The 22,197-nt window shown below is 60.7% G+C and carries 23 protein-coding genes; 20 read left to right on the top strand and 3 right to left on the bottom strand.

Annotated elements, in window-relative coordinates:
* The first annotated feature begins 14 nt into the window (after positions 1-14).
* From ACW9HX_RS18550 to ACW9HX_RS18510, 9 genes are all read left to right on the top strand, one after another.
* Positions 15-890 (top strand): SMP-30/gluconolactonase/LRE family protein, encoded by an 876-nt coding sequence (locus tag ACW9HX_RS18550; RefSeq protein WP_457381710.1) that lies wholly within the window; start codon positions 15-17, stop codon positions 888-890.
* Between the two features lie 270 nt (positions 891-1,160).
* Positions 1,161-1,979, top strand: a complete 819-nt coding sequence (locus ACW9HX_RS18545) for an SDR family oxidoreductase (protein WP_457381709.1) — start codon at positions 1,161-1,163, stop codon at positions 1,977-1,979.
* 143 nt (positions 1,980-2,122) lie between these two features.
* The gene (locus tag ACW9HX_RS18540; RefSeq protein ID WP_457381708.1) at positions 2,123-3,127 is read left to right on the top strand and encodes a substrate-binding domain-containing protein; all 1,005 of its coding nucleotides are present in this window, start codon (positions 2,123-2,125) and stop codon (positions 3,125-3,127) included.
* Between the two features lie 56 nt (positions 3,128-3,183).
* Complete coding sequence (gene araG / locus ACW9HX_RS18535; protein WP_007950823.1) at positions 3,184-4,728, top strand: L-arabinose ABC transporter ATP-binding protein AraG; 1,545 nt, start codon at positions 3,184-3,186, stop codon at positions 4,726-4,728.
* 12 nt (positions 4,729-4,740) lie between these two features.
* The gene (gene araH, locus ACW9HX_RS18530; protein ID WP_085697229.1) at positions 4,741-5,709 is read left to right on the top strand and encodes an L-arabinose ABC transporter permease AraH; all 969 of its coding nucleotides are present in this window, start codon (positions 4,741-4,743) and stop codon (positions 5,707-5,709) included.
* A gap of 283 nt (positions 5,710-5,992) precedes the next feature.
* Positions 5,993-6,706, top strand: a complete 714-nt coding sequence (locus tag ACW9HX_RS18525; RefSeq protein ID WP_457381707.1) for a GntR family transcriptional regulator — start codon at positions 5,993-5,995, stop codon at positions 6,704-6,706.
* Entirely contained in the window at positions 6,703-7,701 is a 999-nt protein-coding gene (locus ACW9HX_RS18520) for an ADP-ribosylglycohydrolase family protein (protein ID WP_457381706.1), read from the top strand. Before ACW9HX_RS18525 ends, ACW9HX_RS18520 begins: the two co-directional genes overlap by 4 nt.
* Positions 7,702-7,921: 220 nt before the next feature.
* Positions 7,922-9,388, top strand: coding sequence for a purine-cytosine permease family protein (locus ACW9HX_RS18515; RefSeq protein WP_305835954.1), 1,467 nt, complete (start codon positions 7,922-7,924; stop codon positions 9,386-9,388).
* Positions 9,381-10,310, top strand: coding sequence for a PfkB family carbohydrate kinase (locus ACW9HX_RS18510; protein WP_457381705.1), 930 nt, complete (start codon positions 9,381-9,383; stop codon positions 10,308-10,310). The genes ACW9HX_RS18515 and ACW9HX_RS18510 overlap by 8 nt, the downstream gene beginning before the upstream one ends.
* On the opposite strand, the gene ACW9HX_RS18505 is transcribed toward ACW9HX_RS18510, so the two are convergent.
* Positions 10,304-10,642 (bottom strand): hypothetical protein, encoded by a 339-nt coding sequence (locus tag ACW9HX_RS18505; protein WP_134827740.1) that lies wholly within the window; start codon positions 10,640-10,642, stop codon positions 10,304-10,306. The two genes, ACW9HX_RS18510 and ACW9HX_RS18505, sit on opposite strands and share 7 nt — an antisense overlap.
* Positions 10,643-10,873: 231 nt before the next feature.
* Positions 10,874-11,527 carry an HD domain-containing protein gene (locus ACW9HX_RS18500; RefSeq protein ID WP_457381704.1) on the bottom strand — a complete coding sequence of 218 codons (654 nt, stop codon included), beginning with the start codon at positions 11,525-11,527 and terminating at the stop codon, positions 10,874-10,876.
* 111 nt (positions 11,528-11,638) lie between these two features.
* Between ACW9HX_RS18500 and ACW9HX_RS18495 the strand changes: the two genes are divergently transcribed.
* The 10 genes from ACW9HX_RS18495 (at position 11,639) to ACW9HX_RS18450 (ending at position 19,993) form a co-directional block, all read left to right on the top strand.
* Positions 11,639-12,118 carry a GNAT family N-acetyltransferase gene (locus ACW9HX_RS18495; protein WP_041475599.1) on the top strand — a complete coding sequence of 160 codons (480 nt, stop codon included), beginning with the start codon at positions 11,639-11,641 and terminating at the stop codon, positions 12,116-12,118.
* 159 nt (positions 12,119-12,277) lie between these two features.
* The gene (locus ACW9HX_RS18490; protein ID WP_457381703.1) at positions 12,278-12,940 is read left to right on the top strand and encodes a hypothetical protein; all 663 of its coding nucleotides are present in this window, start codon (positions 12,278-12,280) and stop codon (positions 12,938-12,940) included.
* Entirely contained in the window at positions 12,937-13,431 is a 495-nt protein-coding gene (locus tag ACW9HX_RS18485) for a PAAR domain-containing protein (protein ID WP_074688083.1), read from the top strand. Before ACW9HX_RS18490 ends, ACW9HX_RS18485 begins: the two co-directional genes overlap by 4 nt.
* A 6-nt stretch (positions 13,432-13,437) precedes the next feature.
* Positions 13,438-14,178: an alpha/beta hydrolase gene (locus ACW9HX_RS18480; RefSeq protein ID WP_457381702.1), complete on the top strand. Its 741-nt coding sequence runs from the start codon at positions 13,438-13,440 to the stop codon at positions 14,176-14,178.
* Complete coding sequence (locus tag ACW9HX_RS18475) at positions 14,171-14,665, top strand: hypothetical protein (protein ID WP_457381701.1); 495 nt, start codon at positions 14,171-14,173, stop codon at positions 14,663-14,665. The genes ACW9HX_RS18480 and ACW9HX_RS18475 overlap by 8 nt, the downstream gene beginning before the upstream one ends.
* 148 nt (positions 14,666-14,813) lie before the next feature.
* Positions 14,814-15,803, top strand: coding sequence for a 2-dehydro-3-deoxygalactonokinase (locus tag ACW9HX_RS18470; RefSeq protein ID WP_457381700.1), 990 nt, complete (start codon positions 14,814-14,816; stop codon positions 15,801-15,803).
* 19 nt (positions 15,804-15,822) lie between these two features.
* Positions 15,823-16,443 carry a 2-dehydro-3-deoxy-6-phosphogalactonate aldolase gene (locus ACW9HX_RS18465; RefSeq protein WP_457381699.1) on the top strand — a complete coding sequence of 207 codons (621 nt, stop codon included), beginning with the start codon at positions 15,823-15,825 and terminating at the stop codon, positions 16,441-16,443.
* A 47-nt stretch (positions 16,444-16,490) separates the two neighbouring features.
* The gene (gene dgoD, locus ACW9HX_RS18460) at positions 16,491-17,639 is read left to right on the top strand and encodes a galactonate dehydratase (RefSeq protein WP_007950849.1); all 1,149 of its coding nucleotides are present in this window, start codon (positions 16,491-16,493) and stop codon (positions 17,637-17,639) included.
* Positions 17,640-17,812: 173 nt separating this feature from the next.
* Positions 17,813-19,123: an MFS transporter gene (locus ACW9HX_RS18455; protein WP_457381698.1), complete on the top strand. Its 1,311-nt coding sequence runs from the start codon at positions 17,813-17,815 to the stop codon at positions 19,121-19,123.
* Between the two features lie 60 nt (positions 19,124-19,183).
* On the top strand, positions 19,184-19,993 hold the full coding sequence (locus tag ACW9HX_RS18450; protein ID WP_457381697.1) for an IclR family transcriptional regulator: 810 nt from the start codon (positions 19,184-19,186) through the stop codon (positions 19,991-19,993).
* A gap of 4 nt (positions 19,994-19,997) precedes the next feature.
* On the opposite strand, the gene ACW9HX_RS18445 is transcribed toward ACW9HX_RS18450, so the two are convergent.
* Positions 19,998-21,050, bottom strand: coding sequence for an NAD(P)-dependent alcohol dehydrogenase (locus tag ACW9HX_RS18445; protein WP_457381696.1), 1,053 nt, complete (start codon positions 21,048-21,050; stop codon positions 19,998-20,000).
* 191 nt (positions 21,051-21,241) lie between these two features.
* On the opposite strand from ACW9HX_RS18445, the gene ACW9HX_RS18440 reads away from it, so the two are divergent.
* Positions 21,242-22,132 carry an AraC family transcriptional regulator N-terminal domain-containing protein gene (locus ACW9HX_RS18440; RefSeq protein ID WP_457381695.1) on the top strand — a complete coding sequence of 297 codons (891 nt, stop codon included), beginning with the start codon at positions 21,242-21,244 and terminating at the stop codon, positions 22,130-22,132.
* Positions 22,133-22,197 lie beyond the last annotated feature (65 nt).

Raw genomic sequence — 22,197 nt, 5'->3', positions numbered from 1 at the left:
AGACAGGAGGTTGCATGACGTGGACTGCGGTGACAGAGCATCGGGCGCAACTGGGCGAAGGCCCGTTCTGGGACGCGCCGACTCAGGCGCTGTACTGGGTCGACATTGCCGGCAGGCAGGCACTACGGCTGATCGGGCAGAACGTGCAGATCTGGCAGATGCCGGAGCACGTCTCGGCGTTCATTCCCTGCGCCAGCGGCGACGCGCTGGTGACCCTGAGCAGCGGTGTCTACCGGCTGGATCTCGATTCCCCCGGACTTGAGCCACGACTGACGCTGTTCTGCGTCGCCGATCCGCAACCGGGCAACCGCGCCAATGAAGCGCGTTGCGATGGTCAGGGTCGTTTGTGGCTTGGCACCATGCAAAACAACATCGGCGAGCAGGGCGAAGATCTGCCGATCACCCGTCGGTCCGGCGGGTTGTTCCGGATTGATCCGGATAAAAGGGTCACGCCATTGCTGCGGAACCTGGGCATTCCCAACACGTTGCTCTGGAGTGACGACGGCACCACGCTGCTGTTCGGCGACAGCCTCGACAGCACCTTGTATCGCTATTTCATTCGCACCGACGGCAACCTCGACAACGCCCAGCCCTGGTACAGCGCCGATCAGCACGGCGGCCCGGACGGTTCGGCGATGGACGCCGAAGGCTACGTGTGGAACGCCCGCTGGGACGGCAGCTGCCTGCTTCGCCTGACGCCGGATGGCCAGATCGACCGCAAGATCGACCTGCCAATCAGTCGCCCCACCAGTTGTGTGTTCGGCGGCGAAGACCTGAAAACCCTGTACATCACCAGCGCCAAAAGTCCCCTGAACCATCCGTTGGACGGGGCCGTGCTGTCGCTGCGGGTTGATGTCGCCGGAAAGCTCTGTACGCGTTTCGCAGGATAAATCCCAAAATATGGGATGCAAAATTATATATTGAGATTATTTGGCGGTCGGGTTTATAGTCGGCTCCAGCAGTAACACGCACTCACACTTAAAAAGAACAAAACAGGTGAAGTGATGCAGCGAATTTCCATCGCACTCCACAGCGGAGTCAGCGCTTCGGGCCGTTTCGGTGCCGTGGCGTGCGCTTGCCTGTTTTGTTCCAGAAGCCTTCCAGACCGGACATCGTCAGATGCCCGGTTTTTTTATGCTTTCGAACAGGAGTCCTGATCCATGGCTGAACCTCTTTCCTTGCCGCCGGTTCCCGCACCGCCAAAGGGTGAGCGTCTTAAAAACAAGGTCGTGCTGCTGACGGGCGCCGCCCAAGGCATCGGCGAAGCCATCGTCGCGACCTTCGCCTCCCAGCAGGCCAAACTGGTGATCAGCGATATCCAGGCCGAAAAGGTCGAGAAAGTCGCCGCCCACTGGCGCGAGCAGGGCGCCGATGTGCAAGCGATCAAGGCCGACGTATCGCGTCAGCAGGATCTGCACGCCATGGCCAAACTGGCCATCGAACTGCACGGTCGCATCGACGTGCTGGTCAATTGCGCCGGGGTCAACGTGTTCCGCGACCCGCTGCAAATGACCGAAGAAGACTGGAAACGCTGCTTCGCGATCGACCTCGACGGCGCCTGGTATGGCTGCAAGGCCGTGTTGCCGCAGATGATCGAGCAGGGCATCGGCAGCATCATCAACATTGCCTCGACCCATTCCACGAACATCATCCCAGGCTGCTTCCCGTACCCGGTGGCCAAGCACGGCCTGCTCGGGCTGACCCGCGCGCTGGGTATCGAGTACGCGCCGAAGGGCATTCGCGTCAACGCCATCGCCCCGGGCTACATCGAAACCCAGCTCAACGTTGATTACTGGAACGGTTTTCCCGACCCGCACGCAGAACGCCAGCGTGCTTTCGATCTGCATCCACCAAAACGCATCGGTCAGCCGATTGAGGTGGCGATGACCGCCGTGTTCCTGGCCAGTGATGAAGCGCCGTTCATCAATGCCTCGTGCATCACCATCGATGGTGGTCGCTCGGTGATGTACCACGACTGAAAAAACGGATTCCAGGTGGAAAGGTCCGCCTGAAATCCAATCATCATACGATATGACTATTATCGTCATGATTCGCGGGAAACGCTTCGACCGCTGTAACGCTTTTCAAATAACGCTCAAGAAAAATAACAAGGAGTCTGCTTATGAAACGTCGTTTCGGGATTCGTACCCTGTGCAGTGCCGCGCTGGCGGTCACTGCGTTCAGCCTGAGCAGTGCGCTGCTGGCCGCCGATCCGGTGAAGATCGGTTTTCTGGTCAAGCAGGCCGAAGAGCCGTGGTTCCAGACTGAATGGGCCTTCGCCGAGAAAGCTGCCAAGGACAAAGGCTTCGAGCTGATCAAGATCGCCGTGCCGGACGGCGAGAAAACCCTCTCGGCCATCGACAGCCTCGCGGCCAACGGTGCCAAGGGTTTCGTGATCTGCCCGCCGGACGTGTCCCTCGGCCCGGCGATCATGGCCAAGGCCAAGCTCAATGACTTGAAAGTGATTGCCGTCGATGACCGCTTCGTCGACGCCAGCGGCAAGTTCATGGAAGACGTGCCGTATCTCGGCATGGCCGCGTTCGAAGTCGGCCAGAAGCAGGGCGCCGCCATGGCCGCCGAGGCGAAAAAGCGTAACTGGGACTGGAAAGACACCTACGCGGTGGTCAACACCTACAACGAACTCGATACCGGCAAGAAGCGCACCGACGGTTCGATGAAAGCGCTCGAGGATGCCGGCCTGCCGAAAGATCACATTCTGACCGCTGCCCTGAAAACCCTCGACGTACCGGGCAGCATGGACGCCACCAATTCGGCGCTGGTCAAGCTGCCGAGTGCGGCGAAGAATCTGATCATCGGCGGCATGAACGACAACACCGTGCTCGGCGGCGTGCGTGCCACTGAAGCCGCCGGGTTTGCCGCGGCCAACGTGATCGGCATCGGCATCAACGGCACCGACGCCATCGGCGAACTGAAAAAGCCCAACAGCGGCTTCTTCGGTTCCATGCTGCCGAGCCCGCACATCGAAGGCTACAAGACAGCCGAGATGATGTACGAGTGGGTCACCACCGGCAAAGAGCCGCCGAAGTACACCGCGATGGACGACGTCACCCTGATCACCCGCGAGAACTTCAAGCAGGAGCTGGAGAAGATCGGCCTGTGGAACTGACGGCAGCGACGGCCCGGGCAGCCGGGCCGTTTGAACGGTGTGATGAGGTGGCTTAAATGCACGCGCAAGTACAGACACAAGAACACAGCGCCAGCGGTAGCCTGCGCTTCAACGGGATCGGCAAGACTTTCCCCGGCGTGAAGGCGCTGGACGGCATCAGTTTTGTCGCCCACCCCGGGCAGGTTCACGCCTTGATGGGCGAGAACGGCGCCGGCAAATCGACCCTGCTGAAAATCCTCGGTGGCGCCTACATCCCGAGCAGCGGCGAGCTGCAGATCGGCGAGCGGACGATGGCGTTCAAGTCCACTGCCGACAGCATCGGCAGCGGCGTGGCGGTGATTCACCAGGAGCTGCATCTGGTGCCGGAAATGACCGTGGCCGAGAACCTGTTCCTCGGCCACCTGCCGGCCAGTTTCGGCTTGATCAATCGCGGAGCGCTGCGTCAGCAGGCATTGGCCTGCCTCAAGGGCCTGGCCGATGAAATCGACCCGCAGACCAAGGTCGGACGTCTGTCCCTCGGCCAGCGGCAACTGGTGGAAATCGCCAAGGCGCTGTCCCGTGGCGCCCACGTGATCGCTTTCGACGAACCGACCAGCAGCCTCTCGGCGCGGGAAATCGACCGGCTAATGGCGATCATCGGTCGGCTGCGCGACGAGGGCAAAGTCGTGCTCTACGTCTCCCATCGCATGGAAGAAGTATTCCGCATCTGCGACGCGGTGACGGTATTCAAGGACGGTCGCTACGTGCGCACGTTCGATGACATGAGCCAGTTGACCCACGATCAACTGGTGACCTGCATGGTCGGGCGCGACATTCAGGACATCTACGATTATCGCGGCCGCCCCCGTGGCGCGGTGGCGCTTCGAGTCGATGGACTGCTCGGCCCGGGGCTGCGCGAGCCGATCAGTTTCGATGCGCACAAAGGCGAGATTCTTGGGTTGTTCGGACTGGTCGGGGCAGGGCGCACCGAGCTGTTCCGGCTGCTCAGCGGCCTTGAGCGCAACACCGCCGGGCGCCTGGAATTGCGCGGCCATGAACTGAAGCTACGCTCGCCCCGCGATGCGATTGCCGCCGGGATTCTGCTGTGCCCGGAGGACCGCAAGAAGGAAGGCATCATCCCGCTCGCCAGCGTCGCCGAGAACATCAACATCAGCGCGCGCGGCGCGAACTCCGGGCTCGGTTGCCTGCTGCGCGGGATCTGGGAAAAGGGCAACGCCGACAAACAGATCAAGGCCCTGAAAGTGAAAACGCCCCACGCGGGGCAGCAGATCAAGTTCCTCTCCGGCGGCAATCAGCAGAAGGCGATTCTCGGTCGCTGGCTGTCGATGCCAATGAAAGTCCTGCTGCTCGACGAACCGACCCGAGGCATCGACATCGGCGCCAAGGCCGAGATCTACCAGATCATCCATAACCTGGCCGCCGACGGTATTTCGGTGATCGTGGTGTCCAGCGATCTGATGGAAGTGATGGGTATTTCCGACCGCATTCTGGTGCTGTGCGAGGGCGCCCTGCGTGGCGAAGTCAGCCGCGACCAGGCCAACGAATCCAACCTGCTGCAACTGGCTTTGCCGCGCCACCGCGCTGACGGCGTGGCGAACTGAGAGGTGACTATGATGACAACCCAAAACGAAACCCTGCCGACCGCGCGCAAACCTCTGGATATGCGGCGCTTCCTTGATGACTGGGTGATGTTGCTGGCGGCGGTCGGGATCTTCCTTGCCTGCACGTTGCTGATCGACAACTTCCTCTCGCCGCTGAACATGCGTGGCCTGGGCCTAGCGATTTCCACCACCGGGATTGCTGCGTGCACCATGTTGTATTGCCTGGCGTCGGGGCATTTCGACTTGTCGGTGGGTTCGGTGATTGCCTGCGCCGGCGTGGTTGCGGCGGTGGTCATGCGCGACACCAACAGCGTGTTTCTCGGCGTCAGCGCGGCGCTGGTGATGGGGCTGATCGTCGGGCTGATCAACGGCATCGTGATTGCCAAGTTGCGGGTCAATGCGCTGATCACGACGTTGGCGACCATGCAGATCGTCCGTGGCCTGGCCTACATTTTTGCCAACGGCAAAGCGGTGGGCGTTTCCCAGGAATCGTTTTTCGTGTTCGGCAACGGGCAGTTGTTCGGCGTGCCTGTACCGATCCTGATCACCATCGTCTGCTTCCTGTTTTTCGGCTGGTTGCTGAACTACACGACCTACGGGCGCAACACAATGGCCATCGGCGGCAACCAGGAAGCGGCGTTGCTGGCGGGGGTGAACGTCGATCGCACGAAGATCATTATCTTCGCGGTGCATGGCGTGATTGGTGCGTTGGCGGGGGTGATTCTGGCTTCGCGGATGACTTCCGGGCAGCCGATGATCGGGCAGGGGTTTGAGTTGACGGTGATTTCGGCCTGCGTGCTGGGCGGGGTTTCGTTGAGTGGCGGGATCGGGATGATTCGGCATGTGATAGCCGGGGTGCTGATTCTGGCGATTATCGAGAATGCGATGAACCTCAAAAATATCGACACGTTCTACCAGTACGTTATTCGTGGGTCGATTTTGTTGTTGGCTGTGGTTATCGATCGTCTCAAGCAACGCTAAGATCAAGAGCCCCTCACCCTAACCCTCCCGAAACGTCGGACCGCCCGGAGGGAGAGGGGACTGACCGAGGTGTCTTGCGCTGTACATCGACCTGAAAAATCCGGTCGATTATGGATTCAACAAAGACTTTTCAGGTCGACGTACCTCCTGAATATCCCCCATTCAGTCCCCTCTCCCTCCGGGAGAGGGCTAGGGTGAGGGGGCTTTTGATCTTCCTCGCCTTCCGTCACCCAACCAAAAAATCCCTTGCCCGTTTACGACCCTTTCGGTTATCACTTTGTACATGATTAGACAGGTACGATTTGACAAGAAACAACGGGTGGTCGACGAGCTCGTCCGACGCATCGAAAGCGGCCTCATGGAGGACGGCTTTCTGTTGCCCGGCGAGCATCAGTTGGCTCAGGAATTCAACGTCAGCCGTGGCACGTTGCGCGAAGCGCTGGCCGAACTGAAGCGGCGCAATTACATCGCCACGCAAAGCGGGGTCGGTTCCATCGTCACATTCGACGGTGTGGTGCTCGATCAGCGCAGCGGCTGGGCCCAGGCCCTGGCCGACAGCGGGGCGATGATCAACACCGACGTGTTGCGCCTGGAAGCCGTGACTCGTGCGGATCTGCTTCCTCGTTTCGGCTCCGATCAATTCATTCTTCTCGAACGTCGCCGCCGCTCCAACGATGGCACGGCGGTGTCCCTTGAACGCTCTCTGATGCCCGCCAGCGGAGGCCTGGAAAGCCTGCCGCGAGTCGGCCTGATCGATAACTCCCTGACCATCACCCTGGCCGCCTACGGTTATATCGGCGAGCGCGGCGATCAGTGGATCGGTGCCGAACCGCTGAACGCCGCAGATGCCGAACTGCTCGGGCGCGCGGAAGGCACGGTATTCCTTAAAGCGTTGCGTACCACCTACGACCGGCAGGGCCGCTTCATGGAGCAGGTCGAAAGCCTGCTCGACCCGGTGCATTTTCGTTTGCACCTGCAATTTGGAGAATCGAAATGACCGCCCTCGACCGTGCCCTGGGCGCGTTTTACGGCCTGGCCCTCGGCGACGCGTTGGGCATGCCGACGCAATCCCTGAACCGCGAAACCATCCGGCAGCGCTTCGGCCAGATCACCGACCTGCAAGACGCCGGCCCCTTGCAGCCGATTGCCGCGAACATGCCCAAGGGCTCGATCACCGACGACACCGAACAGGCGATTCTGGTCGGCGAGTTGCTGGTCGAAGGTCGCGGCCGAATCGAGCCGGCGGTGCTCGCGCAACGGCTGATCGAATGGGAAGCCGAGATGCAGGCCAAAGGCTCCCAGGACTTGCTCGGCCCGTCAACCAAACGTGCAATAGAAATGATCCTCGCCGGCCATTCACCGGAAGAGGCCGGGCGCTATGGCACCACCAACGGCGCGGCGATGCGCATCACGCCGGTGGGAATTGCCGCCGATGTTTCTGACCCCGAACGTTTTATCGCGGCGGTGGTGCAGGCCTGTCAGGTCACTCACAACACCACGCTGGGGATTTCCAGTGCGGCGGCGGTGGCAGCGGTGGTCTCGGCCGGTATCAACGGCATGGATCTGGGCGAGGCGCTGAACCTCGGTCAGCAGATCGCCCAGCAAGCGGAAGCACACGGACACTGGGTAGCCGGTGGACGCATCGCCTCGCGGATCAGTTGGGCGCGCAGCATCAGTGTCGAGAGCGATCATGTGTTGCTCGCGGATCTGCTGTACGACGTCATCGGCACATCGGTGGCGTCGCAGGAATCGGTGGTCGTGTCGTTCGCCCTCGCGCAGCAAGTCGCGGTCGGTGAAATGACGCCGTTCGATGCGTTGTGCATGGCCGCCAGCCTGGGTGGCGACACCGATACCATCGCCGCGATTCTCGGCGCCATGCTCGGGGCCTGCCTGGGCCTGCAGAGCTGGCCGGCGTCGATGATCGAGACGGTGAAGGCCGTCAATGGTCTGGAGCTTGAACCGTTGGTGCAGGGGCTTTTGGCCTTGCGCTGATTGAACTGACGCCATCGCTGGCAAGCCAGCTCCCACAGGGACAGTGCAAACCTCAAGGTTCACCTTGAATCTGTGGGAGCTGGCTGCCAGCGATGGGCGCGCCACTAATCCTGAATATTCACCCGCAATGGATCGCGCAGACAGGCCCAGGAAGGGCGGGATGTCTTGTCGTTATGCGTCATTGCCACAACCACAATAAAGGCAAACAGGAGCATTTTTCATGAGTTCATCGAACGCCGGGCAAAGCGCCGGGCAACTGGAAACCCGTGGCATCGAACCGGTGCCGGAAGGCGAGTGCAACGGCCATCCGCTGCAACTGTTCTGGGTCTGGTTTGCTGCCAACATTTCCATCCTCGGCCTGCCGCTGGGCGCCACGCTGGTTGCGTTTCGCGGCCTGGCGATCTGGCAGGCGATCATCGTCGCGATCCTTGGTGCGGCCGGTTCGTTCGCGGTGGTGGGGATCATCTCGATTGCCGGCCGTCGCGGTCGTGCGCCGAGCCTGACTTTGTCGCGGGCGATCTTCGGTGTACGCGGCAATATCGGGCCGACGCTGGTATCGCTGATGTCGCGCCTGGGTTGGGAAACCGTCAACACCACCACGGCGGCGTTCGTGCTTTTGTCGCTGTGCTCGATCCTGTTCGGCTCGCCGGTGGAAGCCAAAAGCGCGCCGGTCCTGACCCTGATCTTCATCGCGATTTTCGTGCTGCTGACCCTGTCTGTATCCGGTCTCGGCCACGCCACGTTGCTGGTTATCCAGAAGTGGGCGACCTACGTGTTCGGTGCGCTGAACATTCTGGTCGGCGGCTTCCTCTGCGCGACCATCGACTGGAGCGCGGTGTTCAACGCCACGCCGGCGCCGATGAGCGCGATGATCATCGGCATCGGCACCATGGCGGCCGGCACCGGGATCGGCTGGGCCAACGCCGGCGCCGACATGTCGCGCTATCAACATCGCAGCGTCAAGGCCGTGCGCCTGGTCGCTTCGGCAGCATTTGGCGCGGGGATTCCACTGGTGCTGCTGATCACCCTCGGCGGCTTGTTGTCGGTGGGCAACAACGATCTGGCCTCGGCGACTGACCCGATCGTGGCGATCCGCGACATGCTGCCGACCTGGATGGCCGTGCCGTACCTGATCACCGCGTTCGGTGGCCTGCTGCTGTCGAATAACCTGTCGGTGTACTCCGCCGGTTTGACCACGCTGACTCTCGGCCTGAAGGTCAAGCGCGTTTACGCGGTGGTGGTCGACATCGTCGCGATCTTCGCCGGCTCGATTTACTTCATGCTGATTGCCGACAGTTTCTATGGCCCGTTCATTACTTTCATTTCGCTGCTGGCGGTGCCGATCACGGCGTGGGTCGGGATCTTCGTGGTCGACCTGATTCACCGTCACTACTACAGCCCCAAAGACCTGCTCGACGTCAGCCCGAGCAGCGCCTATTGGTACAGCGGCGGCATCGAGTGGCGCGCATTCGGCGCGTGGGCGATTGCCATCGTGCTGGGCTTCAGCTTCACCACCATCGGCACCACCGCCGAGAACGTCTGGTTCAAGGGCTTCCTGTCCGATTCGTGGCTGGGCCACAACGGCCTCGGCTGGATCGTGACGTTTGTGGTCGCCGGTGGCCTGTACTTCGTACTTGGCGGGGCGAAAGATCGCCGCGCTGCGCAAACCGAGAATGCTCATGCCTAAGATGTTGCACACCGGCCAGGTCATCATCGACCTGGTCATGGCCGTGGATGCGTTGCCGCAAATTGGCGGTGACGTGCTGGCGCAGTCGGCCAGTTTCGAAGCCGGTGGCGGCTTCAATGTGATGGCCGCCGCTGTGCGCAACGGATTGTCGGTGGTCTATCTCGGTCGCCACGGCAACGGCCGATTCGGCGATCTGGCGCGGCAGGCGATGCACGCCGAAGGCATCCGCATCGGCATCGACCAGCCCGCAGAGCGCGACACCGGCATCTGCGTCGCGCTGACCGATGCGTCGGCCGAGCGCAGTTTCATTTCCTACATCGGCGCCGAAGGTGAAGTCACGGCTGCAGAGCTGGACAGCGTCGCCGCTGAGGCGGGGGACTATGTCTACGTCAGCGGCTACAGTCTGCTGCACAGCGGTAAGGCCCAGGCGCTGCTGGACTGGACGCTGGCGTTGCCGAAGACGATCAACGTGGTGTTCGATCCGGGCCCGCTGGTGGAATCGCCGGACTCGCCGATGATGCAGGCGTTGCTGCCGCGCATCGATGTGTGGACCAGCAACAGCGTCGAAGCCTTGCGTTTCACTGGCGCGGCGGACATCGATTCAGCGCTGGACCGCTTGGCCATTCACTTGCCGCCGGGTGTGCTGATGGTGGTGCGCGACGGCCCGCAAGGCTGCTGGATTCATCAGCACGGCGAACGCCGGCATGTGCCGGGTTTCAAGGTGCAGGCCGTGGACAGCAACGGCGCGGGCGATGCCCATGCCGGGGTGTTCGTTGCCGGCCTCGCGTCAGGGCTGGCGGCTGATGAGGCCGCGAGACGCGCCAACGCCGCGGCTGCGTTGGCCGTCACCCGCTGGGGCCCGGCGACCGCACCGGGCACAGCCGAAGTCGATGCGCTGATCCGCGAATCTTCCGCCTACTGACCGGTGCCTTCAGAACCCGAGCCTCCGGTGGTGGTTTTCGAACCGATGCCGGAGCCCGAGTTGTCGGGGGTAGTGGGGGAATCCGGCGTGTTCATTCCGCCCTGACGACCAGGGTCATTGCCCTGGGTGCGCGGATCGGTTCCGGTGGCCGGCGGCTGATTGATCAGCGGAACGCCGGAGCCATCGGTATTCATGCCCGGCGCGCTGTTGATCGCAGGGGCGCGCGGTGGCGTGACCGGATCGGTGGGGCCGGTGCCCGTGGCAGTCGCGGCGAACGCCACGGGAGAGAGCAGGGCGGCAAAAACGAGAGCAGTCAACCTTGACGAGATCATGGTGTGTCTCCAGTGATTGGAATCCTTACCTGATCTTGGTCTGCCCTCGGGTGGCATAGGTGCCGGATGAACGACGAACGGTTCAGTTCGCCATTGCGCTTTCGGTGTTGCTTGAGGCATGACGCGGTTCCTTGACCGGAAGCATTGAGCGTCATCTATCTAACACGACAGGCTCGGGGCTCAGGTCTGAGCGTGGTGATCTCAGGATCGCCATTGACCGGAGTAATGCCCTCAGGCAATGCCGATTTCTTCCTTGAATTGCTCCATGAAGCCCTTCAGGCGTTGATGACGGAGCTGTGCCAGACGCTGGCCGGCAGCGGTCTGGAAACCGTCGGCCAGGTGCAGCAGTTTGGTCTGGAAATGATCGAGGCAGAATCGCTTGTCGTCGTAGTCCCTTTCCCGGGCCTCTGGGTCCTGCGGGTCGTACAGCGCGCTGCCCATGCGCCCGGCGATGTAGAAGGTGCGGGCGACACCGAGCATGCCCAGGGAGTCGAGACGGTCGGCGTCCTGCATCAGGCGGGCTTCGAGCGTGGTCGGAGTGATGTTGGCGGAAAAGCTGTGGGCTTCGATGGCGTGGACCACTGCACTGGTTTTTTCTTCGGGCCAGCTCAGGTTTGCCAGCACCGTTGATGCTTTTTCCGCCGCCATACGCGAAGCCTGCGAACGCAGTGGCGAGTTCTTTTCCACCGCCACGCAATCGTGCAGCAACACTGCCGCGAGCAGGACCTCAAGATCGCCGCCTTCCTCGGCCTGCAAGGTGCGCGCGTTGTGCCAGACCCGTTGCAGGTGCGACAGGTCATGAGCGCCGTCCTCCGACGGTTGCAGGGCGTGGGGCAGCAGTTCTGTGGCGAGTTCCACAAGGGGCGAGAAAGCGAAGTTGTTCATGGGCGTCCTTTCGAGTGTTCGGCGGCGCTAGCCTAATCTTTGGATTGCCATGTGACGAGCGCCGCGCGCCGCCTTAGTATGGCGTTTTCCTTTTTCCGACAAGGCCCGTCCATGACGATCGAAATCCGCCCGGCAACCCCCAGCGATGCACCGCAAATCCTCGCGTTCATCACTGAACTTGCCGATTTCGAAAAGGCTCGCCACGAAGTCATCGCCAGTGTCGCTGACATCGAGCGCAGCCTGTTCAGCGAAGGCGCCACCGCCCACGGCCTGATCTGCCTGCGCGACGGCTTGCCGATCGGTTTCGCGGTGTTCTTCTTCAGCTATTCGACCTGGCTGGGCAGCAACTGCCTGTACCTCGAAGACCTCTACATCACCCCCGAGCAACGGGGCGGCGGCGCCGGCAAAACCCTGCTGCGCCACCTCGCGAAAATCGCCTGCGCCAACGACTGCGGCCGCTTCGAATGGAGCGTACTGGACTGGAACACTCCCGCCATCGAATTCTACAAATCCCTCGGCGCCCAGCCGCAGGAAGAGTGGGTGAGGTATCGCATGGATGGCAAGGTGTTGCGCGAGTTTGCCGAAGGCTGAGTAAATAGTGGCGATCTGATTGCTGATTCGATTGTCCAAACCGCTCTAGTCCGGCATCCTGTGCGCCATTTTTGCGCGCTCACGGACGACACCTGCAATGCCTCTGGCACTCTGTCTCCACGCCCGTGGAGCCTTCGCTGCGTCAACGAGTGACCGGCGATGAGCGGACTTCGGGCGTCGATCCGCCTGTACGGTCTGGTCAAAAACCTCGGCTCCAGCGACAACCCGAACCACCAACCGGTAGACATCCTCTGCGCCGTCAACCGCATGGGCGGCAAAGCCATCCGTGCGTTTGTCTCGCGGCTCGATGCCGAGTTGATGGCGCGTAGCGCGGGCTACGATGACTACCGGGTGATACCGCTGCGAACGTTTGATCCGAACGGATTCATCGATGCCCATCAAGGCTGGCTGACCCTGCACGTGTGCTGCGGATTTGTCGCGCCGGCCGGGCAATCGATTTTCCACCAAGGCGTGCTGTCGCCGATGGGCTGGTACGTCTACTCGGAAACTGGCCGCTGGACGGCCGAGCGCTATCTGGACCTCGGCCCGCAAATGGCCGAGTTGCTGCAAACCACCTACGACCAACATCGACTGATCGGTTACAACGCCTGGCTCAACCAACTCGACGATGCCACAACTGCCGAGTTGAAGTGGCATGCCGACGAAGCCTGGCAACAACTGCAAACCCTCACACCCCCGAACAGTCGCGAGCATCGTCACGCGCTGTTTGATTCCGTCGACAACCGCTGGCGTTTCGCCGCGACCGATGTCGACCTCTATCAGCCTCACCCGGAACCTCTGAAGCAAGGAGCTTTGAATTGAGTGGTAAACCCGCTGCACGCGTCACCGACCCGACCGCCTGCCCACTGCCAGGCCACGGCAACAACCCGATCGTCTCCGGTTCGCCGGACGTGTTCTTCGACGGACTCCCCGCTGCGCGCATGACCGATAAATCGGCGTGTGGCAGCCCGATTACCGGCGGTGTTTCCGCCACGGTCTTCATCAACGGCCTGAACGCCGCGATGCTCGACAGCACCGGCGGGCACGGCAATGTCGTGGTCGGTGGGTCCGGGACGGTGATTATTGGACAGAGCGGGGGAGGGGCGGCGTTTAGCGGGTTGTTGCCGATGCCGGTGCATTTCAATGATCGTATGCAGGTGATTAACGAAATTACTGGTGAGCCCATGCCAAATCACCCTTACGCGATTCAACGCGCTGATGGGAGCGTTGAGCACGGCGTAACCAATGACGCGGGCTTTACCCATACGGTGAGTTCGCATTTGCCTGAGTCGATCAAGCTGTTCGTGGAGTAGGAAGATATGACCGCTGAAAATCCTGCTCTGAAAGGGTGTAAAAGGCTGGTTGTGACCCACGACCTGACCTGCAAAACGGACGGAACAGTCAAGCAGGCCACGATCACTCCCAAAAAGATTGTTCTGTTTTTTGTGGGTGGTGCGGGTGATAAAGAAAGTTATTACGGCACAGGCCCCAATAATAACGTTGCTGACGTCATGAAGGTGTTCGTTAGGGATATGGAGGCTGAGGGTATTTGTTCTGATAATTATGACGCCCACCATATTGGTTATAACTATTTTATTAGTGATGATGATCTGAAAAAGAATGTGCTGGAAAAAATTACTGATCTGACCACGCCTGTATATATCATTGGGCATAGCCTGGGCGGATGGAATGGTGCGCACCTGTCAGCTGTATTGACTGATAAGGGGTATCGAATTCCGTGTCTGGTTACACTCGATCCCGTTGGCGAAGGAAAAATCGTGTGGGGGGTTTCTAACATCTACCGTCAGGAGCCGAAACCGAAGGCGGAATATTGGGTTAACGTCAGAGCCGATGCCAAAGACTGGAATTTTTCCGATCTCGTAGCCGATTTCGGAGAACAATGGGATATGAAAAGCGGGCCGAATATGAACGGACGAGTGAATGTGAATCACGCTGACGCCTGGGTTATCTACACATCAGTCCTGCAAAGTGGGATCTCGGCCAGAGACGCTTTGATGCAGGTTGTTGTTACTCATTTTAAAGGACGGAAATGTGCGTAATATAATTCTATGCATGGCTTTCTTGCTTTGCACTTCCTGTGCGATGAATCATGGTAAGCCCATTGCTCATTTACAATACGTAGGTGTTGAACGTTATTTGGATAGGGGCATTTATCAGGTGCGTTTTTCGTCTGATGTTGATGTTGTCAATCTTTTCAAATCAAAAATAAGCCAGACGCTGCTGTGTTCTTTTGAGGGCGATTTTGATTTTCCCGCACCTCACTCTGCGGGTAGATATGGAGAGGGTTTTATCGAGCCTGAAATTTCAAGTGCCGGGCCGGTTTTCAGGGCGGATGTTTTATTTTTCGAAAGAAAAAACGATACCAGTGAAAAAATCATTGAAGGTGAGGCATTGAGGTCTTTATTAGTGGGCCGAGAGTCTATTGTCTGTAAGGTCAGAATTAATTCCTACTCCTATAAAATATATTTGTCGGAGGACATGAAAGTTCCAACGGCAGATCTATTAAGAGAGATCGATAAGTTTTAAACGAGCTGCGATTGCTGCTCAGCTCGCTGTCCGATTTTCTAGGAATGCGAATCCCAAAATATGGGATGTAAAATTACATATTGAGATTTCACGCTTGAGAGGTCTATAGTCCAGCTCACTCACTGCCAATAACAAAACAGGTGAAGCGATGCTGGCGCAATTGATCGCGCTCGATTGGGGGACGACCTCCCTACGTGCTTATAAACTCGCGGCGGGCGGGCAGGTGCTGGCGCAGCGGTCGCTGTCGTTCGGGATCATGCAGTTGCCGAAGACGCCGCGGGTCATCAACGGTCGTGAATGCGCCGAGGGTTTTGAACTGGCGTTCGACGAGGCCTGCGGCGACTGGCTCGACGCGCAACCCGGCTTGCCGGTGATTGCCTGCGGTATGGTCGGCAGCGCTCAGGGCTGGCGCGAAGCGTCCTACCGCGATACGCCGGCCAACGTCGCCGATCTCGGAAAATCCTTGCAAACCGTTCGCAGCATTCGCGGTGTCGATGTGCACATCGTGCCGGGTGTGATTCAGCGCTCAGCGTTGCCGAACGTCATGCGCGGCGAAGAAACCCAAGTCCTCGGTGTTCTGCAAAATCTGCCGGTCGAGGCGGGCGGCGATCTGCTGATCGGCCTGCCGGGCAGTCATTCGAAATGGGTGGAAGTGGCCGACGGCTGCATCACCCGTTTCGACACCTTCATGACCGGCGAAGTGTTCGCCGTGCTCAGCGAACACAGCATCCTCGGCCGTACCCAACAGCACAGCGCGATGTTTGACGCCGAGGCATTCGATCGCGGCGTGCAGGTGGCGTTGTCGGCAGAAGGCGAAATCGGCGTGTTGTCGACCCTGTTCAGCGCCCGCAGTCTGGGCCTGACCGGTGAACTCAGCGCCACCGCGCAACCGGACTATCTGTCCGGCCTGCTGATCGGCCATGAACTGACGGCGCTGGCCGCTGTGCAACGACGCCGACGCAATAGCGCACTTCTTCCTTCGATCATCCTCATCGGCAACGCGCAGCTGTGCGCCCGCTACAGCCGTGCCCTGGATGCCTGCGGTTTCGCCCGGGTGACTTTGGCCGAACAGGCCACCGAGCGTGGTCTGTGGCAACTGGCGTTCGCCGCCGGACTGATCGATTCCTCATCCCGTTAACCCTGACTGGAGGCCTGACATGCTCAAGCAAGCACTGGCGCAAAACGGTCTGATCGCGATCCTGCGGGGCCTGCATCCGCAGGAAGCCGCCGCTGTCGGAGAAGTCCTGTATGCGGCCGGATTTCGCGTCATCGAAGTACCGCTCAATTCCCCTGCACCGTACGAAAGCATTCGCATCCTGCGTAAGACCTTGCCCGCCGATTGCCTGATCGGTGCCGGCACGGTGCTGACCCCGGAACAGGTCGACTTGGTGAAGGAGGCCGGCGGCCAGGTGATCGTCATGCCCCACAGCGATGCCAAGGTGTTGCGGGCGGCGAAAGCGGCGGGGCTGTATCTGTCGCCGGGCGTTGCCACGCCGACCGAAGCCTTCGCGGCATTGGAGGAGGGCGCGGACATTCTCAAGCTGTTCCCGGCCGAGCAGATGGGCCCGGCGGTGGTGAAAGCCTGGCTGGCGGTGCTGCCCGTCGGAACCATTCTGGCGCCGGTCGGCGGCATTACCCCGGACAACATGCAGGCGTTCATCGACGCTGGCGTCAAAGGCTTCGGCCTTGGTTCCGGGTTGTTCAAACCGGGCATGACGACTGAGCAAGTGGCGGCCAATGCCAGGGCCTACGTGGCGGCCTGGAAAGCCCTTCACTGAGATTTTTTGGCGCTGCGTGCGCTGCATCTAACAAGAGAGACAAGCAGATGAAAATCACCAAACTCACCACCTTCATCGTCCCGCCGCGCTGGTGCTTCCTCAAGGTCGAAACCGATGAGGGCGTGACCGGTTGGGGCGAGCCCGTGGTCGAGGGCCGCGCCCACACCGTCGCTGCTGCGGTCGAGGAATTGTCCGACTACCTGATCGGCAAAGACCCACGCAATATCGAAGACATCTGGACCGTGCTCTATCGCGGCGGCTTCTACCGGGGCGGCGCGATCCACATGAGCGCACTGGCCGGTATCGATCAGGCGTTGTGGGACATCAAGGGCAAGGCGCTGGGCGTGTCGGTCAGTGATCTGCTTGGTGGGCAGGTGCGCGACAAGATCCGTGTGTATTCGTGGATCGGCGGCGACCGTCCGGCGGACACCGCGCGGGCCGCGAAAGAAGCGGTGGGCCGTGGTTTTACCGCCGTGAAAATGAACGGCACCGAAGAGCTGCAATTCCTCGATACCTTCGAAAAAGTCGATCTGGCGCTGGCCAACGTCGCAGCCGTACGCGATGCGGTAGGGCCGAACGTCGGCATCGGCGTCGACTTCCATGGCCGGGTGCACAAGCCCATGGCCAAGGTGCTAATGAAGGAACTCGACCCGTACAAACTGATGTTCATTGAAGAGCCGGTGCTCAGCGAAAACTACGAAGCGCTGAAAGAGCTGGCGCCGCTGACCAGCACCCCGATTGCCCTCGGCGAGCGGCTGTTTTCGCGCTGGGACTTTAAACGGGTGTTGAGCGAAGGTTACGTCGACATTATCCAGCCGGATGCATCCCACGCGGGCGGCATCACCGAGACCCGCAAAATCGCCAACATGGCCGAAGCCTACGACGTGGCACTGGCACTGCACTGCCCGCTGGGGCCGATCGCGCTGGCGGCGTGTCTGCAACTGGACGCCGCTTGCTACAACGCTTTCATTCAGGAACAGAGCCTGGGCATCCATTACAACGAGAGCAACGACCTGCTCGATTATGTGAAGGATCCGCGGGTTTTCGACTACGACAAGGGCTTCGTGAAAATCCCCAACGGCCCGGGCCTGGGGATCGAGATCAATGAGGAATACGTGATCGAACGCGCGGCAGTCGGCCACCGCTGGCGCAATCCGATCTGGCGTCATGCCGATGGCAGTTTTGCCGAGTGGTGAGTCTTTTCTGACCCGACACCAAACACTGTGGGAGCTGGCTTGCCAGCGATATCGGTATATCTGACACATCAATGTTGGATGTGCCGCCGTCATCGCTGGCAAGCCAGCTCCCACAGGGTGGGCAGTACAAGTTTCACGACCGACCTCAATAACCATAACAAGAGGTTCTCCCCATGCAACCGCAAACCCTCACCGGGCAAGCGACGTTAGTCACGCCCAGCCGCAAGCGGTTTTTCATCATGGTGTTGCTGTTCATCACCGTGGTCATCAACTATCTCGATCGCAGCAATCTGTCGATTGCCGCCCCGGCGCTCACCACTGAACTGGGCATCGACCCGGTGCATGTCGGGCTGATCTTTTCCGCGTTCGGCTGGACCTACGCGGCCATGCAGATTCCCGGCGGCTGGCTGGTGGACCGGGTGCCGCCGCGCATCCTGTACAGCGCCGCTTTGCTGTTGTGGTCGCTGGCCACGGTGATGCTCGGCTTCGCTGCCAGTTTCATCGCGCTGTTCGTGCTGCGCATGGCGGTCGGTGCGCTGGAAGCACCGGCATATCCGATCAACAGCCGCGTGGTGACGACCTGGTTTCCCGAGTGTGAACGCGCCACAGCCATTGGTTTCTACACCTCCGGGCAGTTTGTCGGGCTGGCGTTCCTGACTCCGGTACTGGCCTGGCTGCAACATGAGTTTGGCTGGCACATGGTGTTTGTCGTGACCGGCGCGGTGGGCATTGTCTGGGCGGCGATCTGGTACGCCGTGTATCGCGAGCCACGGGATTTCAAAAGTGCCAACGAAGGCGAAATCGACCTGATCCGCGAGGGTGGCGGGCTGGTGGACATCGCCGCCGAAACCGCCAAAGTGAAGGCGAAATTCAGCTGGACCGATCTCGGCATCGTCCTCAGTAAACGCAAGTTGTGGGGGATCTATCTCGGCCAGTTCTGCCTCAACTCGACGCTGTGGTTTTTCCTGACGTGGTTCCCGACCTACCTGGTGAAATATCGCGGCATGGACTTCATCAAGTCCGGCCTGCTGGCATCGCTGCCGTTTCTCGCCGCGTTCATCGGCGTGCTGTGCTCGGGGTTCTTTTCCGATTTCCTGATTCGCCGTGGTTGCACCGTGGGCTTCGCGCGCAAGTTGCCGATCATTGGCGGGCTGCTGATTTCCACCTCGATCATCGGCGCCAACTTCGTCGAATCGACGCCGCTTGTGATTGCTTTCCTGGCCCTGGCGTTTTTCGGCAATGGGCTGGCGTCGATCACCTGGTCGCTGGTGTCGACACTGGCGCCGGCGCGGCTGCTTGGCTTGACCGGTGGGGTGTTCAATTTCATCGGCAACCTGTCGGCGATTGCCACGCCGATTGTCATTGGCTTTCTGGCCAGCGGTGATTCGTTCGCGCCGGCGATTACCTACATCGCGGTTCTGGCATTGATCGGTGCTTTGTCCTACGTGCTGTTGGTGGGCAAGGTCGAGCGCATCGAGTTGTAGTCGTCCCTGTCGGGCGACCATAATGCCGCCCGTTCCCTCGCTCAACGCTAAAGGCTGGATATGCAGGAAGACGCCCAGAAAACCGCCAAGGACGCCGCGCCGACCGGCACCCAGACCCTGCTTCGCGGGTTGGGTGTGGTGCAGGCCGTCGCCAGTGGCGCCCGCGATCTCAAAGAGATTGCCCGACTGATCGGTACCACGCGCAGCACCACCCATCGTCTGGCCAGTTGCCTGGTGGACGAGCGTTACCTGCGCGTTGTGCCTCAGGTGGGTTATCTGCTGGGGCCGAAGCTGATCGAATTGGGTTTCCAGGCACGCGAGGAATTGCCGCTGGTGACCCTGGCCGGGCCTTATCTGGACGAGTTGTCGGCGCTGACCGGCGACACCGTTCACCTGGGGATTCGCGAAGGCGATGAAGTGCTGTACCTGTTGAAGAATCCGGGGCGCAATGGCCCGGAAATGCGCTCGCGGGTTGGCCATCGCATGCCGCTGGCGCGGACCGGGATCGGCAAGGCGCTGATGCTGGACGATGCGCCGCAGGACTGGCAGCGTCTGTACGACATCAGCCTGCCGGCGGGTGGGAAAAGTCAGTTCTGGCCGCAGCATCCCCAGCAGTCGTGGGAGCAGTTGGAGCAACGGATGACCGAGTACGTGGCCGGCGGCTACGCGTTCGATCTGGAAGACAACGAACCGTCGATCCGCTGCGTGGCGGCGCCGATCCGCGACGCGAGCAAGCGCATCGTCGCGGCGATCAGCATCGCCAGCACCGTGCCGTATATGCCGCTGGAGAAAATGGCCGAGCTGATTCCCCTGATCAAAGGGGTCACGGCCCGGCTCTCGGCAGAACTTGGTTTAAAAGTGCAGGTTTGAAGGTTTAAAGCTTCAGGGTCGCCATATCGATCACGAAACGGTACTTCACATCACCGGCGATCATGCGGGCGTAGGCCTCATTGATCTGGCGGATGTCGAGCATTTCGATGTCGCAGCTGATGTTGTGCTCGGCGCAGAAATCCAGCACTTCCTGGGTTTCGGCGACGCCACCGATCAACGAGCCGGCCAGTACCCGACGGCCCAATACCAGTTTGGCGGCATGCACCGGCGGATCGATCGGTTCGATCAGGCCCACCAGAATGTGCACGCCGTCGAAGCGCAGGGTATCCAGGTACGGGTTGAGGTCGTGCTGCACCGGAATGGTGTCGAGCAGGAAATCGAAGCGACCGGCCGCGGCTTTCATCTGCTCTTCGTCGGTGGACACGATCACATGATCGGCGCCCTGACGACGACCTTCTTCAGCCTTGCTCGCCGAGCGGGTGAACAGCGTGACTTCCGCGCCCATGGCCTTGGCGAACTTGATGCCCATGTGGCCGAGGCCGCCCATGCCGAGAATTCCGACCTTGTCGCCAGCCTTCACGCCGTAGTGCTTGAGCGGCGAGTAAGTGGTGATGCCGGCGCAGAGAATCGGCGCAGCGGCTGCCAGATCCAGTTTCTCGGGGATGCGCACCACGAAGTGCTCGCTGACCACGATGCTGTCCGAGTAGCCGCCCATGGTGTTGCTGCCGTCGACCCGGTCGGGTGTGGCATAGGTCATGGTCGGGCCTTCGAAGCAGTATTGCTCGAGGTTCGACTGGCAGGCTTCGCAGGTGCGGCAGGAGTCGACCATACAGCCGACACCGACCAGATCGCCTACCTTGTGCTTGGTGACGTTCGCACCGACAGCGGTTACTTTTCCGACGATCTCATGACCGGGCATCAGCGGGTAAACGGCGATGCCCCATTCGTTGCGCGCCTGGTGGATGTCGGAGTGGCAGACGCCGCAGTACAGGATCTCGATGGCAACGTCGTCGGCACGAGGGCTGCGGCGTTCGAATTTCATCGGGGCGAGGGGCGTGGTGGCCGTTTGAGCGGCATAGCCGATGGCGGTGTACATGTGAAACCTCGCAAGAGCAGTGACAAGTGAGGCGGCGCATTCTGGGCGCCGTCTGGCTGTCCGGCCATGGCGATTCCTCCGGGTGTCATGCCTAATCCTCCGGCATGCGGGGTTGATCGGTCGCATTGGCAAAAGGATCTGCGATGATGCTTTTGTCCCTTTTTCCGTGATTTTTTCTGAAGAGCCACCCGATGCAATTGACCCGTCACCTTGATGCCAATGCCACTCTGGTTTCGCTGATCGAACCGCTGGCACTGCGCGATGGTTACAGCCAGACCGGGCTGCCGGGCGTGCAGGTGTTGCGCGCCAGTTGCGACGTCGCCCGTGGGCCGCACATTTATGAGCCGAGCCTGATGATCATCGCCCAGGGCAGCAAACTGGCGTATCTGGGGCCGCGCACCATGGAATACGGCGCGGGGCATTACCTGATCCAGGCATTGCCGGTGCCGTTCGAGTGCGAAACCTATGCCTTGCCGGACGCACCGTTGCTCGGCGTTTCGGTGGCGATCGACCGGGTGTTGCTCGGTGAACTGGTGCTGGCCATGGGGCTGGCACCGGGGCGGCATATTCCGGCGCAGACACCGGAGTCGATGACCTCGGTAGTGCTCGACGATGACATGCGCGGTTGTGTCGAACGCTTGCTGCGCTGCCTGCACGATCCGCTGGAGTGCCAGATTCTCGGGGCGGCGCGTGTGCGTGAATTGTTGTTCACCGCATTACGCGGGCCCCAGGCGGACGTGCTGCGGGCATTGGTGGAACAGCAGGGGCAATTTGCCCGGGTGGCGGCTTCGATCAGTCATCTGCATGCGCATTACACCGAGCCATTGAACGTCGAGACGCTGGCCAGTTGCGCGAACATGAGCGTTTCGACCTTTCATGAACACTTCAAGCGCAGCACGCTGCTGTCGCCGGTGCAGTATCTGAAGCGTTTGCGCTTGTTGAAGGCGCAGACGTTATTGATCGCCGAGGGGCTGGGTGTCGCGCAGGTTGCGCACCGGGTGGGGTATCAGAGCACGTCGCAGTTCAGTCGCGAGTACAAGCGCTATTTCGAACGCAGCCCCGGGGATGAGCGCGCTGCCTGAGTTGCCACAGTACCTGTGGGAGCGGGCTTGCTCGCGAATGCAGTGTGTCAGTTGACAGATATGCT

This window comes from Pseudomonas sp. SDO52101_S400, assembly GCF_054071635.1.
Note: the sequence above shows the minus strand (reverse complement) of the source record. Positions and strands in the feature narration are given on the sequence as shown.

What these genes read in the sequence shown, in the direction of transcription:
- ACW9HX_RS18450 (WP_457381697.1), top strand. Translation starts at nt 19,184, where the DNA reads ATGCAGGAAGACGCCCAGAAAACCGCCAAGGACGCCGCGCCGACCGGC.
- ACW9HX_RS18505 (WP_134827740.1), bottom strand. Translation starts at nt 10,642, where the DNA reads ATGATCTCGTCAAGGTTGACTGCTCTCGTTTTTGCCGCCCTGCTCTCT.
- ACW9HX_RS18495 (WP_041475599.1), top strand. Translation starts at nt 11,639, where the DNA reads ATGACGATCGAAATCCGCCCGGCAACCCCCAGCGATGCACCGCAAATC.
- ACW9HX_RS18470 (WP_457381700.1), top strand. Translation starts at nt 14,814, where the DNA reads ATGCTGGCGCAATTGATCGCGCTCGATTGGGGGACGACCTCCCTACGT.
- ACW9HX_RS18515 (WP_305835954.1), top strand. Translation starts at nt 7,922, where the DNA reads ATGAGTTCATCGAACGCCGGGCAAAGCGCCGGGCAACTGGAAACCCGT.
- ACW9HX_RS18520 (WP_457381706.1), top strand. Translation starts at nt 6,703, where the DNA reads ATGACCGCCCTCGACCGTGCCCTGGGCGCGTTTTACGGCCTGGCCCTC.
- dgoD (WP_007950849.1), top strand. Translation starts at nt 16,491, where the DNA reads ATGAAAATCACCAAACTCACCACCTTCATCGTCCCGCCGCGCTGGTGC.
- ACW9HX_RS18525 (WP_457381707.1), top strand. Translation starts at nt 5,993, where the DNA reads ATGATTAGACAGGTACGATTTGACAAGAAACAACGGGTGGTCGACGAG.
- ACW9HX_RS18490 (WP_457381703.1), top strand. Translation starts at nt 12,278, where the DNA reads ATGAGCGGACTTCGGGCGTCGATCCGCCTGTACGGTCTGGTCAAAAAC.
- ACW9HX_RS18455 (WP_457381698.1), top strand. Translation starts at nt 17,813, where the DNA reads ATGCAACCGCAAACCCTCACCGGGCAAGCGACGTTAGTCACGCCCAGC.
- ACW9HX_RS18550 (WP_457381710.1), top strand. Translation starts at nt 15, where the DNA reads ATGACGTGGACTGCGGTGACAGAGCATCGGGCGCAACTGGGCGAAGGC.
- ACW9HX_RS18440 (WP_457381695.1), top strand. Translation starts at nt 21,242, where the DNA reads ATGCAATTGACCCGTCACCTTGATGCCAATGCCACTCTGGTTTCGCTG.
- ACW9HX_RS18510 (WP_457381705.1), top strand. Translation starts at nt 9,381, where the DNA reads ATGCCTAAGATGTTGCACACCGGCCAGGTCATCATCGACCTGGTCATG.
- ACW9HX_RS18465 (WP_457381699.1), top strand. Translation starts at nt 15,823, where the DNA reads ATGCTCAAGCAAGCACTGGCGCAAAACGGTCTGATCGCGATCCTGCGG.
- ACW9HX_RS18445 (WP_457381696.1), bottom strand. Translation starts at nt 21,050, where the DNA reads ATGTACACCGCCATCGGCTATGCCGCTCAAACGGCCACCACGCCCCTC.
- ACW9HX_RS18545 (WP_457381709.1), top strand. Translation starts at nt 1,161, where the DNA reads ATGGCTGAACCTCTTTCCTTGCCGCCGGTTCCCGCACCGCCAAAGGGT.
- ACW9HX_RS18540 (WP_457381708.1), top strand. Translation starts at nt 2,123, where the DNA reads ATGAAACGTCGTTTCGGGATTCGTACCCTGTGCAGTGCCGCGCTGGCG.
- araG (WP_007950823.1), top strand. Translation starts at nt 3,184, where the DNA reads ATGCACGCGCAAGTACAGACACAAGAACACAGCGCCAGCGGTAGCCTG.
- araH (WP_085697229.1), top strand. Translation starts at nt 4,741, where the DNA reads ATGACAACCCAAAACGAAACCCTGCCGACCGCGCGCAAACCTCTGGAT.
- ACW9HX_RS18480 (WP_457381702.1), top strand. Translation starts at nt 13,438, where the DNA reads ATGACCGCTGAAAATCCTGCTCTGAAAGGGTGTAAAAGGCTGGTTGTG.
- ACW9HX_RS18500 (WP_457381704.1), bottom strand. Translation starts at nt 11,527, where the DNA reads ATGAACAACTTCGCTTTCTCGCCCCTTGTGGAACTCGCCACAGAACTG.